The 16,477-nt window shown below is 38.8% G+C and carries 15 protein-coding genes; 2 read left to right on the top strand and 13 right to left on the bottom strand.

From position 1 onward, the window contains the following. A partial coding sequence (locus tag AC1DSL_RS12425; protein WP_477532402.1) for an extracellular solute-binding protein occupies positions 1-878 on the bottom strand: 878 nt, incomplete at its 3' end. A 439-nt stretch (positions 879-1,317) separates the two neighbouring features. On the opposite strand from AC1DSL_RS12425, the gene AC1DSL_RS12420 reads away from it, so the two are divergent. Further along, on the top strand, positions 1,318-3,081 hold the full coding sequence (locus tag AC1DSL_RS12420) for a glycoside hydrolase family 13 protein (RefSeq protein WP_477532401.1): 1,764 nt from the start codon (positions 1,318-1,320) through the stop codon (positions 3,079-3,081). Positions 3,082-3,396: 315 nt separating this feature from the next. Here AC1DSL_RS12420 and AC1DSL_RS12415 read toward each other — a convergent pair whose 3' ends face one another. From AC1DSL_RS12415 to AC1DSL_RS12370, 10 genes are all read right to left on the bottom strand, one after another. After that, the gene (locus AC1DSL_RS12415; protein WP_477532400.1) at positions 3,397-3,615 is read right to left on the bottom strand and encodes a DUF3955 domain-containing protein; all 219 of its coding nucleotides are present in this window, start codon (positions 3,613-3,615) and stop codon (positions 3,397-3,399) included. A 30-nt stretch (positions 3,616-3,645) separates the two neighbouring features. Further along, positions 3,646-3,843, bottom strand: coding sequence for a helix-turn-helix domain-containing protein (locus AC1DSL_RS12410; protein ID WP_477532399.1), 198 nt, complete (start codon positions 3,841-3,843; stop codon positions 3,646-3,648). Between the two features lie 7 nt (positions 3,844-3,850). Next, the gene (locus tag AC1DSL_RS12405; protein ID WP_477532398.1) at positions 3,851-4,330 is read right to left on the bottom strand and encodes a DUF2975 domain-containing protein; all 480 of its coding nucleotides are present in this window, start codon (positions 4,328-4,330) and stop codon (positions 3,851-3,853) included. Positions 4,331-4,729: 399 nt separating this feature from the next. Beyond that, a complete protein-coding gene (gene dtd / locus AC1DSL_RS12400; protein WP_477532397.1) occupies positions 4,730-5,170 on the bottom strand; it encodes a D-aminoacyl-tRNA deacylase in 441 nt (146 codons plus the stop codon). A gap of 10 nt (positions 5,171-5,180) precedes the next feature. Continuing rightward, a complete protein-coding gene (locus tag AC1DSL_RS12395; RefSeq protein ID WP_477532396.1) occupies positions 5,181-7,376 on the bottom strand; it encodes a RelA/SpoT family protein in 2,196 nt (731 codons plus the stop codon). A gap of 179 nt (positions 7,377-7,555) precedes the next feature. Beyond that, positions 7,556-8,068 (bottom strand): adenine phosphoribosyltransferase, encoded by a 513-nt coding sequence (locus AC1DSL_RS12390; RefSeq protein ID WP_016426819.1) that lies wholly within the window; start codon positions 8,066-8,068, stop codon positions 7,556-7,558. Continuing rightward, positions 8,059-10,413 (bottom strand): single-stranded-DNA-specific exonuclease RecJ, encoded by a 2,355-nt coding sequence (recJ, locus tag AC1DSL_RS12385; protein WP_477532395.1) that lies wholly within the window; start codon positions 10,411-10,413, stop codon positions 8,059-8,061. The genes AC1DSL_RS12390 and recJ overlap by 10 nt, the downstream gene beginning before the upstream one ends. Positions 10,414-10,563: 150 nt before the next feature. Beyond that, positions 10,564-10,986, bottom strand: coding sequence for a LapA family protein (locus AC1DSL_RS12380; RefSeq protein WP_477532394.1), 423 nt, complete (start codon positions 10,984-10,986; stop codon positions 10,564-10,566). Between the two features lie 114 nt (positions 10,987-11,100). Next, a complete protein-coding gene (secDF, locus tag AC1DSL_RS12375; protein WP_477532393.1) occupies positions 11,101-13,383 on the bottom strand; it encodes a protein translocase subunit SecDF in 2,283 nt (760 codons plus the stop codon). 108 nt (positions 13,384-13,491) lie between these two features. Further along, positions 13,492-13,842, bottom strand: coding sequence for a post-transcriptional regulator (locus tag AC1DSL_RS12370; protein ID WP_477532392.1), 351 nt, complete (start codon positions 13,840-13,842; stop codon positions 13,492-13,494). A gap of 95 nt (positions 13,843-13,937) precedes the next feature. On the opposite strand from AC1DSL_RS12370, the gene AC1DSL_RS12365 reads away from it, so the two are divergent. After that, positions 13,938-15,443: a putative polysaccharide biosynthesis protein gene (locus AC1DSL_RS12365; protein ID WP_477532391.1), complete on the top strand. Its 1,506-nt coding sequence runs from the start codon at positions 13,938-13,940 to the stop codon at positions 15,441-15,443. On the opposite strand, the gene AC1DSL_RS12360 is transcribed toward AC1DSL_RS12365, so the two are convergent. Together AC1DSL_RS12360 and yajC are read right to left on the bottom strand one after the other, a co-directional pair. Next, positions 15,427-16,077, bottom strand: coding sequence for a DUF421 domain-containing protein (locus tag AC1DSL_RS12360; protein ID WP_016426813.1), 651 nt, complete (start codon positions 16,075-16,077; stop codon positions 15,427-15,429). The two genes, AC1DSL_RS12365 and AC1DSL_RS12360, sit on opposite strands and share 17 nt — an antisense overlap. 100 nt (positions 16,078-16,177) lie before the next feature. Beyond that, positions 16,178-16,450: a preprotein translocase subunit YajC gene (gene yajC / locus AC1DSL_RS12355; RefSeq protein WP_016426812.1), complete on the bottom strand. Its 273-nt coding sequence runs from the start codon at positions 16,448-16,450 to the stop codon at positions 16,178-16,180. Between the last annotated feature and the right edge of the window lie 27 nt (positions 16,451-16,477).

The raw sequence follows: 16,477 nt of genomic DNA, 5'->3' as shown, positions 1-16,477 counted from the left end.
AATCCGATGTCAACTCCTGCATCTCTCATTCCTTGGAATGCCCAAGGTCCGTTCATAACTGCAGCAACTTTACCTTCGTTAAATAGGCCGTCCATTGCAGCGCCGCCAGTTTCACCGATGATACCTTTAGGGAATAATCCTTCTGTGTACCATTTTTGAATGTATGCAGCACCTTCTACAGCGCCTTCATTGTTCAAGCCAATATCTTTACGGTCAAGACCTTCTTCGCCTTCGTTGAACACATATCCACCCATACCTGCAATCGCACCGTGTGCAAAGTAGAAGTTATCCCAAAGTGCAAGGAATCCGTAGTTTTCACCTTTTGTGAAATCTTTAGAGAATGTATAAAGCTCATCCATTGTTTCAGGAGCTTTTTCCATTAATGCTTTATTATAAATAAATACTGGTGTTTCTGTTGCTTTAGGAAGACCGAAAAGTTTTCCATCATACATTTGAGCAGTAATTGAAGATTCGCTATATGTTTTTAATACTGAATCTTCAACTTTAATTTCTTGAATAAGTCCTTCAGTTACAACTTGGCCAATTTGGTCATGAGGAAGAGTTACAACGTCTGGAGCATTTCCTGTTGGACCATCTAAACGTAATTGATCACGGATTTTATCAGCCATGTTCAACTCTTTAAATTCAACTTTGATACCATACTCTTTTTCGAAAGACTCGATAGCAGCTGGTAACCAGTCTTTTGACTTGTCAACATCTTCCCAGATTACAAGTTTCTCTGGTTTAGGCTCTTCAGCCACGTCTTTGCCATCTGAGTCTTTACCGTCAGTTTCTGGATTTTCTGCACGATCAGGTGCACAAGCGCCGAGCATTGCTAATAAAAGAACAAGCATCATTAAAAATAAACTTTTCTTCATCATGACCCTCCTAATATCTTTTTGAACACTCACCTATACAACCGTTTGCACAAATCTAAAAACTCGTAAAAATGAAAACGCTATCATCTCTTTTTAAAAAAATAATGATTGTCTTCAAAAGACCTTTTCCGAATCTTTTAAACTTGTGAAAGCGATTGCACAAATATAGTTTTAATTATAATGATTGTTTCTAATTTTACAATAACTATTTTTAACAATCGTTAAAGGAAATTTTTTAGTTGACTGGATGTCTCATTTTCAGAACAATAAATTTAATAGGGATTGAATTGATTGAATTGTTTTGTTAATCTGAGACGAAGTTTTTAAATTGGCTCTGTTAACTTTTTGTGTTGATTTTGAATTAAAGGGATAAAGATTCCCTTTCTTTCAGCAACATCGTTTATCAGAGCATATAAAATAAACATAAGGTGGTGTTGGAATGGAACGTTCGGCAATTTTTCACCGACCAGGGAATAATTACTCCTTTATTCTTGACGAGGACACGCTTTGCATAAGGATTCGCACAAAAAAAGCGGATGTTAAACGGATCGACCTTATTTATGGCGATCCATATATTTGGGAAAATGACAAATGGATTTTTCAACGAGCAGATGTATTCATATGCGCAACTGATGCATTGTTCGATTACTGGGAAGTAAATATCAGTCCCCCTCACCGTAGAATTCGGTACGGATTTGAACTGCACTCGAACGAAGAAACCGTTGTTTTATCGGAAAAAGGATTTCATGAAGAAATCATATATGATTGTGGCTATTATTTCTGCTTCCCCTACCTCCATAAGTCAGAGCTATTTGATTCTCCGGAATGGGTGAAAAATACGGTATGGTATCAAATTTTTCCAGACCGTTTCTTTAACGGAAACAAATTAAACAATCCGAAAGACGTTCAACCATGGGGAGAAACTGAACCATCAACCAACAATTTCTTTGGTGGCGATCTGCATGGTGTCGAGCAACAACTTGATTACTTAGAAAAACTCGGCATAAACGGCATTTATTTCACACCAATTTTTACTGCACCATCCAACCATAAATATGACACCATTGATTATTTTTCGATTGATCCTCAATTCGGAACGAAAGAAGATTTCAGAAACTTGGTCGAGGCATGTCATGCCCGTGGAATCAAAGTGATGTTGGATGCTGTTTTCAATCACTGTGGTTACTACTTCCCTCCCTTCCAGGACGTATTGGAAAAAGGAAAGGGTTCAGAATACGTAAACTGGTTCTATCCGCACAGTCTTCCCTTGCAGGAAGGAGATCGTCCAAATTACGAAGCATTTGCATTTGTTTCCCAAATGCCCAAATTGAATACACAGAACCCTAAAGTAAAAAAATATTTGCTGGATGTTGCTGCTTACTGGATAAAAGAGTTTGATATTGACGGCTGGCGCCTGGACGTTGCCAACGAAGTGGATCACCAATTTTGGCGTGATTTCCGAAATGTCGTCCGTAACGAAAAACCTGATGTCTATATTCTTGGGGAAGTATGGCATGATGCCATGCCTTGGCTCAACGGTGATCAATTCGATGCCGTAATGAACTATCCGTTCGCTACTAATGTATTGCAACTACTGGCCAGTCAGACCATGTCTGCTACTGAGTTTATGGACTCAATGACTACTGTTCTGCAAAGCTATCCAAATAATGTGATGAACGTCACGTTCAATTTGGTGGGCAGCCACGACACATCGAGAATACTTACGGAGTGTCAGGACGATGTAAAACGCGTCAAACTGATTTATTTACTGATGTATACATTCATGGGGTCACCTTGTATGTACTATGGAGACGAGATTGGCATGACAGGTGGAAAAGACCCTGGCTGCAGAGCTTGCATGGAATGGGTTGAAGAGAAACAGAATACGGACCTTCTAGCTCATGTGACAAAATGCATTTCATTACGAAAACAACATACATTGCTCGCCAATGATGGTCATTTCCAGTTTATGAACTGGGTTGAAAGTAATCTTGTCGTTTACCGAAGATATATGGATGACAGGAATATTTTCGTGCTGATTAACCCTACAAATTCAACTCAGACCTATCACATTCCATATGAGATAAAAAATAACTCATTGAAAAATCTATGGACAGATGAAAAAATAGTTACAAGTGAGTCATCACCACAAATTCAGCTAGTGCCATATGATTTTAAGATAGTGGAATTTTACGCTGTTTAATAAAAGCTCTTTTAACCGAAAATGTTGATTTAATTTTATTTGGTGTCGATTCCCTTACTTCAACAACATCGTTTAACTAATTCTATAGAAAAGCCATATTCAATTAGGGTATTGATTTAAAGGGATAGTAAAGGAAATTTGATTAAAAGTATCGAGCGAACCCATGCTTTACGATAAATAAAAAGAAGCCATTTTGAAAAAAGAATAATCAAAATGGCTTCTTTTCTTTTCTTTTCCTTTTCGATTAAAGGATTCTAAGTGAATTTTAATCAAACTTTTTTATAAAACGAAATGTTCATTCAGGAATAAACATTATTAATTCGAAACTTGAGTTTTTTTCATCATTGTAACTAGCGCCATTCCAATTAAAGTAACAATCCCTAAGAAGAACAATAAGAATCCAATTGGGATTAAGAAGAAGGGCTCTTCTAAGGTACCATCTGGTGCTATATTACTTCCAATGATAGCCTTAGCAATAAAGCAGATTACTCCTAAAAAAATTGGTGTTGATGCGATAAAATATTTTTTCTTCATATCATTTTTCCTCCATAAAAGTTAGTTTAATCATTTTTTATATTCCAAGATATTACCTGGCTGACAGTCTAATACTTCACATATTTTCTCTAATGTTGAAAACTTAATTGCTTTTCCATTTTTTAAAATTGAGACGTTTGCCATTGTGATACCAAGCTTTTCCGATAATTCAGTAACACTCAATTTCCTCTTTGCCAGCATTACATCAAGATTAACTATGATAACCATGTTAACCTCAAATCGTTAATTCGTTATCCTGCTTTATACCACTTGCTTTACGCATTAAATAAGAAAGTAAAGAAGTAAATACAGAAATAACAACTGCAAAAAATAGAATAAGCAAAAGAATCATTAATAGATTAGTGTTGTAGTTACCACTAATAAATACATAAAGCAGTGCGATAACATATAAAACTCCTTCTATCATTGCTAAAACACTTATACGCTTTAACCTATTTGCATTTTTTAATGTAAAATCGTTGCCTACATTAATATCTGAACAGATACTCCAGCCTATACATAAAGCAAAAAAGTAAGGAATGCTAGTTATCCAAATATAAGCAATTAAAGGTTTATATAGCTCTTTTAAGGGATCAGAATCTAACAATATATTCTTCCCTGTTTCTGGTCCAATATAGACACAGAACATTAAACCAAATAACCAGCAAAATACAATAATTATTTTTAACCACTTTGCTAATTCCTTCTGTTTCAATAACTCACCTTCTTCTCAACTTTCTAATGTTAGAATAATCGACGACACATTCTTAGTCAATACTTTTTTATCGTAAAACAATAAATTATTATTATTTTACTATAAATGTCCATAATTTGGATAATTTTTGAGTAAATTAAAATCATCTATCCTCTATAGATTTTAAAGGTAGTTTTACCACACTCTTTGCGACGAGTAACCGAAGGCGCAGCACTTTTGAAGAGTGAGACCCACAAGTATGTGTTTTTCATACTTGTTGGATCATGCGGAACATGTGGCAAAAGCAAATGTACGATAAACTTAAACAACCATATCCTTTACCAAGCCAAATAAAAAAAACACCCTTTTCAACTACGAGCCATATGAAATGGTTTCGTATTGAAAAAGGGTGTTTTCTATTTATTTTGATTCCACAATCAATGTCACGGGACCGTCATTCGTCAAAGATACATCCATCATTGCGCCAAAGACACCTGTTTCGACATGTAAATTCAAATTACGAAGTTCTTCGTTAAATAAATCCCAAAGCGGCTTCGCGATATCGGGTTTGGCCGCTTCACTGAAGCTCGGTCTTCTGCCTTTTCTAGTATCTCCATAAAGTGTAAATTGGGAAACGGATAAGATAGAGCCACCTGCTTCAAAAATGGATAGATTCATTTTCCCGGTTTCATCTTCAAACAAACGAAGATTCGCCACTTTTTCTGCTACATAGCGAACATCTTCTTCGGTATCTTCATGGGTAATGCCCACGAGCAGAACCAAACCTTTATCGATTTGCCCGGTGACTTCCCCATTAACTGTAACTTTTGCTTCTAAACTTCGCTGTAATACGACTTTCAAAACTAAACCCTCAATTCGTCATTCGTTGTACGGAATGAATATCTGGAATTTGTTTAATTCGTTCAACAATTTTGTGTAAATGTGCAATATTTGTAATCATGATGGTCATATTGATGGTAGCTATCTTATCGCGATCTGCTTTACCACTGACTGCTGAAATATTAGTTTTCGCTTCATTCACCACTTGCATCACTTCGTTCAATAAACCAGGACGATCGAAAGCGGAAATTTCAATATCGACTTGATATTCCTTACGCGTCGCCGTCGTTGGCTGTCCCCACTCAACGTCAATTATACGTTCATTCCCTGTTGCATCCTGCACATTCGGGCAATCGTCTCGATGAACTGAAACCCCGCGGCCTTTTGTAATAAAACCGACGATTTCATCACCCGGAACCGGACTACAGCAACGGGATAAGCGGATAAGCAAGTTGTCGATTCCTTTGACAATAACACCTGATTCGGTTGCTTTTCGAATAGTTGGCGTGTGCATTTCTTTAGTGATTTTCTCTAAAGCTTCTTCCTGATCACGTATCTTACGCATTTTCTCTGCCAGACGGTTTACTACCTGCTGTGCAGTAATGCCGTTAAATCCTACTGCTGCATACATATCTTCTTCGCTCGTGAAATTGAACTTTTCACATACGCGTTTGATATTTTCATTCGTTAATACTTCTTTAATATCAAACTCTTGTGCTTTTATTTCTTTTTCAATCATTTCATGCCCTTTATGGACATTGTCATCACGAACTTGTTTTTTGAAGAACTGCTTTATTTTATTTTTGGCTTGTGAGGATTGGGCGATTTTCAGCCAATCTCGACTAGGTCCAAATGATTGCTTGGAAGTTAATATCTCTACGATATCACCTGTTTGCAGCTTCGTATCAAGTGGCACCATTTTTCCGTTTACTTTTGCACCGATGGTCTTGTTACCGATTTCGGAATGCACGCGAAAAGCAAAATCAATGGGAACCGAACCTGCAGGAAGCTCCATTACATCCCCTTTTGGAGAAAATACATAAACCATATCCGAGAATAAATCGAATTTAAGAGATTCCATAAATTCTTCTGCATTCGAGGACTCATTTTGGTACTCCAAAATTTCCCTGAACCATGTGAGCTTCGAATCAACCGATTTATTAGAAGACTCCACTGTTTTGCCTTCTTTGTATGCCCAATGTGCAGCAACCCCGTATTCAGCGATGCGATGCATCTCTGCTGTCCGGATTTGTACTTCCAAAGGATCTCCTTGAGGACCAACGACCGTTGTATGGAGTGACTGATACAAATTTTGTTTTGGCATGGCAATATAATCTTTGAAACGTCCAGGCATCGGCTTCCAAAGTGTATGGATAATTCCTAGAACTGCGTAACAGTCTTTAATACTTTCGACTGTTATTCGTACGGCAAGCAAATCATAGATTTCGTTAAACTGCTTGTTTTGCAGGACCATTTTTTTATAAATGCTGTAAATATGTTTTGGTCGGCCATATAAATCCGCTTCGATTTCAACGTCTTCAAGCTCACTTTTAATATCGACCATCACATTATTCAAGTAATCTTCACGCTCATTGCGTTTTCGTTTCATCAAATTCACGATGCGGTAGTATTGCTGGGGATTTAAATAGCGCAACGAAATGTCTTCAAGTTCCCATTTGATCGTGGAAATCCCAAGTCGGTGTGCCAGGGGAGCGAAAATTTCCAGCGTTTCACTTGCTTTAAGCCTTTGCTTTTCAACAGGTTGGAATTTCAATGTGCGCATATTGTGCAATCGATCAGCCAATTTAATTAAAATGACACGAATGTCCTGTGCCATCGCCACGAACATTTTGCGGTGATTTTCCGCTTGCTGTTCTTCTTTCGACATGAATTTAATTTTACTTAACTTTGTGACACCTTCCACCAACATCGCCACTTCTTCACTGAATTCGCGAACGATGTCATCTCTATGGATATCCGTATCTTCTACGACATCATGTAAAAAACCTGCAGCTACTGTTGCAGGATCCRTTTGAAGTTCTGCCAATATCCCCGCCACTTGAATCGGATGAATAATATAAGGCTCTCCTGATTTTCTGAACTGTTCTCGATGAGCATGCTCCGCCATTTCATACGACTTTTTGACAAATTGCACGTTTTTGTCATTCATGTACGTAGCGACAAGTGCGAACACTTCTTCAGCTGTAAATATTTGGTCTTTCGCCATGTCGAATCACTAGACTCCATTCACTTTCGAATATATGTAAAGACTATTGTATATTAGATAAACACTTCTTGCACCCTAAATGCTACAAGATATTGTCTTTTATTATATGGTCATTCAAAAAATCAACATACTTTTTAATAAAAAAAAGATGAACTTGATTAGTTCATCTTCTTTCAACCTTAATATTGCATCAAAGTGCAAATGTCGTAGCCCTTTAATTTTTCGCGTCCATCGAGGTAAGTTAACTCAATTAGGAATGCACATCCCGCAACCACTCCACCCATTTGTTCAATGAGTGTGATTGTTGCTTCGACCGTTCCACCCGTTGCAAGCAAGTCGTCACAAATCATGACACGTTGACCCGGTTTAATCGCATCTTTATGCATCGTCAGGACGTTCGTTCCATACTCAAGGTCATATTCCGCACGAATTACTTCACGAGGTAATTTCCCTTCTTTACGAACAGGAGCAAACCCTTTACCCATCGCATAAGCGACCGGACAACCGATAATAAATCCACGTGCTTCAGGACCAACTATCATATCTATGTTCTTTTCTTTCGCATATTCGACGATTTGATCAGTTGCATATTTGTAAGCTTCACCATTGTCCATGATTGTTGAAATATCTTTAAAACGGATACCTGGTTTCGGCCAATCTTCCACTATTGTTACATATTGCTTTAAATCCATACTTGCTCCTCCTCAGGAACGGTCTGCTCGGCTAAGCGGGCATCAAACCATTGTCTTAATTCCATATATGGCGCATATAAAAGCTTTTGTTCAAGCTGCATTTTTTTCTCGCGCATTTGATATATCGTCGACTCTGCAAGGTCGCGTTTATTCACTGTTTCCTGCAGGTCAATTCGTCCACTGTTTATTTTAACAAAACCAAGGTCAAAAAACACCTCTGTCATGAAAAATAATGTACTTTCGCTCCATCCTTTATGTTTGGCAAGATCTTTCGCGTGTTGTTGCAAATCGAATGAAGGACGTTTAGCCAAAAATCCATAATACCATTTAAAGTGATCGCGGCTAGGCATTCCTTCAAAATAAGTGGATTCTGGAGCATAAAAATGAGCATAAATCCGTTTCGGTTGTACATGTGTCAAAACAGTTTCCAATACTTCTTCCTGTTCCGGAATATCAAGCAAAACGATATATGGTTTCGCGTCCGGTAAAGATTGTGCTTTGGAAATCAACTTAATATCAGCATTCAATAACGATTGAAAATGATGAACTGTTGATTGATGGAACGCAAGATACAAGGTATTGTCAGGCTGAATCATCTGATGCCATCTATTTACTTGTCGAATCCCACGTATGTCATATAGTTGCCATTCATCCGTTTTCGCATCTTCAATCATGAATTGCGGTTTCTTGCGACCGTTCCACTCATTGATTTGCAAGTCACCAATAAATGACACAGCGACTCCTGGCGTCATTTCATCTGCCAGATGGCCTTTGCTGAAGCCAACAGCATCGAGCGTCAGTGGACCATCAGCGAGCTCCATTTTCACATGATTTTGATTCGCGCCTATTTTTCTCATGGACGAAATATTGACGTTTTCAATACAGTACATCGGCTTTGGAAAATCCATACCGAAGGGTCCCAGTTGTTTCAGTGACTCAATTGTCGACAAATCAATTTCTTCGAGGTTGATGGAAATATCGATCTGTTGAACAGGTAGTAAATCTTCTTCTGTTAATGACTGCTCGGCTTGCTCTAGCAATCTAGTACGCAAATCCGTAACTTTTTCTATTGGCAGGGTCATACCTGCTGCCATTGGATGTCCTCCAAAATGAGGCAAAATATCACGATTTTTAGCAAGTTCATTATATAAGTGGAAACCCTCAATACTTCGTGCGGAACCTTTAGCAATTCCCTTTTCTGAATCGAGACCCAGAACGATTGTTGGGCGGTAATACTTTTCAACCAAGCGGGACGCAACAATTCCAACTACTCCAGGATTCCAGCCTTCTTTCGCCACGACAATCACCAATGGATTTTTTCCAATTTCACCTGATTCCACCACCGCGATGGCTTCTTCGGTCATTTGGCTGACTATGCCCTGTCGTTCTTTATTATGCGTGTCCAATACTTTCGCAAGGGATGCCGCTTCCACAGAATCTGTTGTCAAAAACATATCGACACCTGGACCTGCATCCGCCAATCGACCTAATGCATTTATGCGTGGACCGAACATAAAGCCAATCGTCTCTTCGTTGATTTGATTTTGTTCAGTGCCTGCAATCTGACACAGTGCCTTGATTGCCGGTCTTTTTGACATCCGCAATTGTTTGATGCCTGCTTGTACAAAGTATCGATTTTCATCGTGCAAAGAAACCAGGTCGGCTATTGTCCCGATTGCAACAAGTTCCAACAGTTCTTTCGGCACTTCACCGAGTAAAGCATGTGCCACTTTAAAGGCTACACCGACACCCGCTAATTCTCCGAAAGGATAACTTCCCAGAGGATGTCTTGGATGAATAATGGCATCAGCAGGTGGTAGAATCTCACCTGCTTCATGGTGATCGGTTACAATAACGTCCATACCTAATTCCTTGGCTAATTGAATTTCATTGATGCCTGAGATTCCGTTATCCACCGTAATGATGAGACTCACACCATCTTCAAATGCTTCTTTAAATAATCGTTCACTCGGACCATAGCCATCAACAAATCGATTTGGAATGGCAAACATTACATTGGCATTCAGTTGTTGGAGCACAGTCATCATGACAGAAGTACTCGTCACACCATCTGCATCGTAATCGCCGTATACCAAAATCATTTCCTCATCAGCAATTGCTTTTTTAATACGCTCCACTGCTTTATCCATATCGTGCAATAAAAACGGATCATGCATGGATGATTCGTCCATATGTAAAAACGCTTTCGTTTTGTTGACATCAGAAAATCCGCGAGACGCTAGAAGTTTCGCAGATACAGTCGGTAAATTCAATGCTTCTTTTAAATGTTGAACGATTTGGTCATTTGGTCTTTCCATACGCCATCTCTTTTTTGATTCAATCATCTTTAGTCACTTCCTCATTAATACCATTATAACGTATCTCGTCAGCTCTGTAATTCTTCAAATATCTTATGTTTAAATATGAGTTCCAACTAAACCTCTAACTAGTTGGAAACAACAAAAAAAGCACCCATAATGAGCGCTTCATTCAACTTAACTAGTGGAACGGACATCTGCTTTTGTATCATTTTTAATATCGCCTTCGCTAATCGGTGGGTGTACTTTAGTTCCGCTATTGGTATCTTCATTAGCCAAATGTGCATTCTGGTAACGAACAGGTACATTTTTGTTTAAAGCCGAGATTTCATTTTGCTGTGCCGCAATCAGTGATTCTTTTACTGTATTATCTTTCTCCAGCTGCTTCACACGACGCTGAAATACGAATGAACGGAAAATGGCGACTGATCCACTCACTAGTGCTCCTAATAAGGCTGACACTAAAATAACTAAAATGAGTGGCCATTGGGCGGTGCCGAAGACGTAATTGACCGGTACCGTATCCACATTGACGACTGCAAAAATGGCAACAACCACTGCAAAAATAAGTGCAAATAATAAAGACCATTGAAATTTCATCCAGTTCCCTCCTCAGTATTCAAAATATTGGTTGTTCCATAATACACAAAAAAAAGGAACAGAGCATAGTTATCTATACCCTGTTCCTCATTATTTATAAACTTTACGTGCTTGTTATACGACAGGCTCGTCAGAACCCCATTTTTTCTTGTTCTCATCTTCTTCAACATCAATTGTTCCACGTTTTTTCAATTCGCGTTTTTTGAACACGAACCAAAGCTGTGCAGCGATGAAGATTGAAGAATACGTACCGGAAATTAAACCGATTAATAAAGCCAATGAGAAATTACGAATGGATTCTGCACCGAATAGCAATAATGCGACTACAACCATGACAACCGTTAAAACCGTGTTAACGGATCGTCCAAGTGTCTGGCGAAGTGACTTGTTAACAATCGTTGCAAGTTCTTCTTCTGTCTCGATTTTCTTCGAGCGTTTCATGTTTTCACGAATACGGTCAAATGTAACGATTGTATCATTAATCGAGTAACCTACAATCGTTAAGATTGCCGCAATAAAGGTAACATCCACTTCCAAGCGGAAAATACTGAATACCGCTACCATGAAGAATGCATCGTATAAAAGAGTTAATATTGCTGATATCCCCATTTTCCATTCAAATCGGAATGCTGTGTAAATGATAATCCCAATAGAAGCGAAAATTAAGGCTTTAACTGCATTTTTTGCAAGTTCTTTTCCGACAGTCGGAGATACCGTGCTGATGTTTGGTTCAGCACCATATTCATCACTGATTGTCGCTTTCAATTTATTGATTTCTTTCTGGGAGAAATCTTCATTATATCGAATAACGCCAATTTCTTTTTTATCACCTGAAATGACAATATCTTCAGAAGGATGATCAATCGACTCCAAATAAGTGATTAATTCCTCTTTTGTCAAAGAATCTTCAGATAGGATTTCAACTCGTGTACCACTTGAGAAATCAATACCTAAGTTCAAGCGGAAAATCCCAAGTAATATCATCCCAATTGCAAGGAAAGCAAGGGACGCCGTAAAGAATTTTTTACGTGATTTAACAAAATCAAATCGATCAAATTTTGTTGGCAAATCCAAAGCACTATAATTTTCATCAGCATGATGAATCGTTGATTTTTTGACCCCAAATAACCAAGGCTTGCCATCGAAGAATCCACTATTTACAAGTAAGCCTAATAGTATTCGTGATCCCCATACAGCGGTAATGAAACTAACTAAAATACTGATGATCAATGTAATCGCAAAGCCTTTAACAGAACTTGTCCCAAAATAGAACAATACGGCAGAGGCTAATAAAGAAGTGATATGGGAGTCAAAAATAGCAGAAAACGAATCTTTTGCACCGTTTTTAAATGCTGCATTAATAGACCTACCAATACGTATTTCTTCTTTTATTCGTTCAGCTGTGATGATGTTTGCATCTACTGCTATACCGATTCCCAGAATAATCGCTGCGATACCTGGCAAGGTTAAAACTCCATTGATCAGTTCAAAGACCAATAAATTTAAATAAACAAACACTGCTAATGTTATTACTGCAACCAAACCTGGAAGACGGTAATAAAGAAGCATAAATAAAGCAACTAATATAGTCCCTACTACTCCAGCAAAAATCGTAGATGTCAGGGCTTTTTCACCGAACTGGGCTCCAACTGAAGTTGAATATTTTTCTACCAATTTAACCGGCAATGCACCTGCATTTAATACGCCTGCTAAACTTTTTGTCTCTTCAACTGTAAATGAACCACTGATTTGAACATTATTTGAATTGATTCGTTCACTCACAGTAGGACTTGAAACAAATTTAGGTTTTTCTTTCGACATTTCTTTAGCGAAAGAATCCTTTCCTTCTTCAAAGTCCAACCAGATTACCAATAAGTTTTGACCAACTGGTTTTTGACTGATTTCTTGAGTCACTTCTGCAAATTTAGCAGGATCTTTTAGTTCCAGTGTGACCATCGGACGATTTTTATCATCAAATGTCGCTTTTGCTCCACCTTCTTTTAAATCAGAACCATCCAGCATTAAATTATCTTCAACATCACGGAAAGTTAAATTCGCTTGCGTTGATAACAATTCTCGAGCGGATTCTTGATCTTCAACCCCCGCAAGTTGCACACGAATACGATCTTCGCCTTCAACTTGAATGACCGGCTCACTGACTCCTAAGACATTTATACGGTTTAACAGAGCTTCCGCAGTATCAGCAAGCACTTCTTCAGTGATTTTCTGGTCTTTCTCGTTCTCCAATGGTTTAACTTGATAGAGAACTTCAAAACCACCCTGTAAATCTAATCCTAGTTTAATATTGCTGACAACCGATTGAGCGGTTGTACTGATGGAAGCCGCAAATACTACGATGAGTAATAAAAATGCGATTATTCGGCCTCTGGTTTTCATATGTAAACTTCCTCCTCAACTTGTCAAATGGCGATCTAAAATCACCACTCTCGAAAAAAAGCGCAACATGATTATTATGAAACACGTTACGCCACGTGTCAAATGTCCTTAAGATTCTGACGATTTAGCTATAACAATGCTCGACTTTGATGCTTTAACATTCGGTTTCAATAGTTCCTGAAGATCTCCTTGATTGAGTTCCGAGAACCAATTTGAAGTTCTGAAGTCTTCAATTTGAGTGTGTGTCATGTACTGTGCGGGCGAAGTTTCCAATATATCATTTACCAATTCAGATACTCGCATTTCTTGAATGTCACGTTTTCGCCATTTTTTATTAATACAATAATTCCAGACATCCACTTCCGTGACAGAGTTGTAATTATACACCCGAAATTCGGCAACTTTACTTTCCAATGCGGGTCGCACAAGTTCAAATAATTCTTCATACTTAACACTCATTGAAACACTTCCCTCTTCTTCGGTTTTAAGCATCGTTATTTTCGCATACGAATATTGTATACGAATTTCTTTGACTTGAGAAGGAAGTGGCATAATTGTCGACATTTTTACGTGGAACGATGGTATTAATGGGCGCTGTTTTTTTATCGAAATTGTTTGGCTTTGTTTTTCGCATTCAGTTTGTGCGAATCGCAGGTGAGGAAGCAGTTGGTATATATTCAGCAGCTTACCCAGCGTTTATTTTTTTCTTATCGTTAATCCAGCTCGGTTTGCCAATCGCTGTTGCCAAAATTACCGCTGAGTTGTATGCAGGGAAAAAACATGCCGAGATACAGGCACTCATGCGCAAAGTGTGGAAATTAACTTGGGTTTCCATCATTCTATTCGGACCACTCTTATACTTTACGGTTCCATTTGTCGCAACGAACTTGATGGAAAATGAAGCTATGAGCCAAACACTTATTATCGGCTTATTGACGATTCCGATCGCCGCTTTTTCAGGTGTACTCAAAGGTTATTTCCAAGGACTCGCCAAAGTAGAGGAAACTGCCTGGTCGTCGTTGATTGAGCAATTCTTCCGCATTGGACTTGTCACGTGGCTATTGCCATATGTGGTCAATCAATCAAGTCCGGCATCAACTGCGGCGGCAGCAATGACAATGGCTCTGATTGCGGAACTCGTTTCGTTCCTATACTTGTGGTGGAAATACAAGCGAGTAAAAACAATAAAAGAAAATAAAATTAATTATCCCTCTTCACCTATTTTACAGATAGCATTGCCTTCTGCAGGCAGTCGATTGTTCGGATCTTTCACATGGTTTTTGGAACCGATTGTTTTTATTAAGGCACTTTCAGTCGCAGGAGTCGGGGCGGTGGCCGCAACCAATTTATACGGTATGATCTCGGCAGTCTTTATCCCGTTGCTGTTATTCCCTGCGTTTATTCCATACGCCTTGTCCATTGTGTTGGTCCCTGCTGTCAGTGACGCGAGAGCACGCTCCAACCGGTCGATGCTTCAGGAGCGTGTATCACTAGCCATGCGGGTGTCAGCCATTACCGGATGTTTTGCTGCAACTATTTTTTATTTGCACGGTGAACACATCGTCCGCGTGCTCTTCCATGTAACAGAAGGAAAAGGGTACATGGCTCTACTTGCACCTGTATTCTTTTTCTATTACATCCAGAGTCCGCTCCATGCCATCCTACAAGCGATGCATGAAGCAAAAGCTGCTATGATGAATTCAATTTACGGTGGACTAGGAAAATTATTTGTCATGTTTGTATTGGCTTCCCAACCTGGTGTGGAAGAAAAAGGTGCGATTTTAGCCATCGGTTTCGGTGTTTGTTTAACGTCATTCTTACATATGGCAACACTCAGACAAAAAAAAGAAGCCGGCATTGGCTTCACGTTTTTCGCACTTCCCTACCTGCTGTTTATCATTGTCACGATTCTTCGTCCAGTCATCTGGCCTTTAGGTGAAATGCCTTGGTTGGCTGATAGCATGGTGACGGCAGCATTGATATTCCTCGGATTGCTTGTATTTGGTCAGCTTCAGATCTCAGATGTCCGTCTCCTTCGTAAACTTATAAAGAAGACTTAAATCGCTCTCTCATTTGCACATATAATTTTTCCCGTTCATAACTACAATAGAATACGGTTCTGGGATCATGAATATGGATTTTTTGTAATTCATCGAGCAACCATTCTTTATCCTGCTGGATCAGGTCGAGATGGTTTTCCTGTATATCTCCATCGACGATAAGTGGCAACACTGGATGATCACCATCATTTTTGAAGACAGATAAGTTTCCAGAGGGCTCCAAAAATGCATAAGACACATCTTGAATCGAGCCAATCTGCTGTTCACGAAGCTGCTGGAATAAGTCATCCAAGTTGTAGCGGTGTTTGCGCATTTCTGATTCAATGATTTCGCCGTTACGTATAATGACCGAAGGATCTCCATCAATCAAATCACGGATTTTCTTGCTTTTCAATGACCAATAAGATGCTCCGATTTGAATCAAAAGTAAAAGAATCATGGGCAGAATGGATTCAAACAAACTGCGTCGCGGGTTATCGATTGCAAATGAAGCAACATCTGCAATCATGACGAAAATGACTAAGTCCATCAAGCTTAATTCGCCGACTTCCCGCTTACCCATGATTCTGAAAATAAACAATATTAGCATGTAGAGAAAAATGGTTCTCCATGCTACAACGAATAAATCACTCATACGCATCCCCTTTTTCTATTGAGTATGAGAGAAAAAACGAAGCAATATACAAAAAAACCTGTTTTCCTTTAAAGGAGAACAGGTTTTGATTTTTTACATTTTATAGTGCTGGAGAAGCGTCCAAGATGCGAGCGATAGCCGCACGTTCGAACTGAAGACGAGTGCCGTCTGCTACTGTAACAAATACAGTTGCATCATCCACTGCATCTACCAACGCGTGAAGGCCACCCACTGTTACGATACGATCCCCACGTTTTAAACTAGATTGCATAGAAGCTGTTGTTTTTTGACGTTTTTGTGCTGGACGGATGATGAAAAACCACATCACTACGAACATCAAAATTATAGGCGCTAAGGCCATTAATTGATCCATTATATTATTTCCCCCTTTCTCTATATA

The organism is Paenisporosarcina sp. P4_D4, from assembly GCF_056401835.1.
The sequence above is the reverse complement of the archived record's forward strand: the minus strand, read 5'-3'. Positions and strand labels throughout refer to the sequence as shown.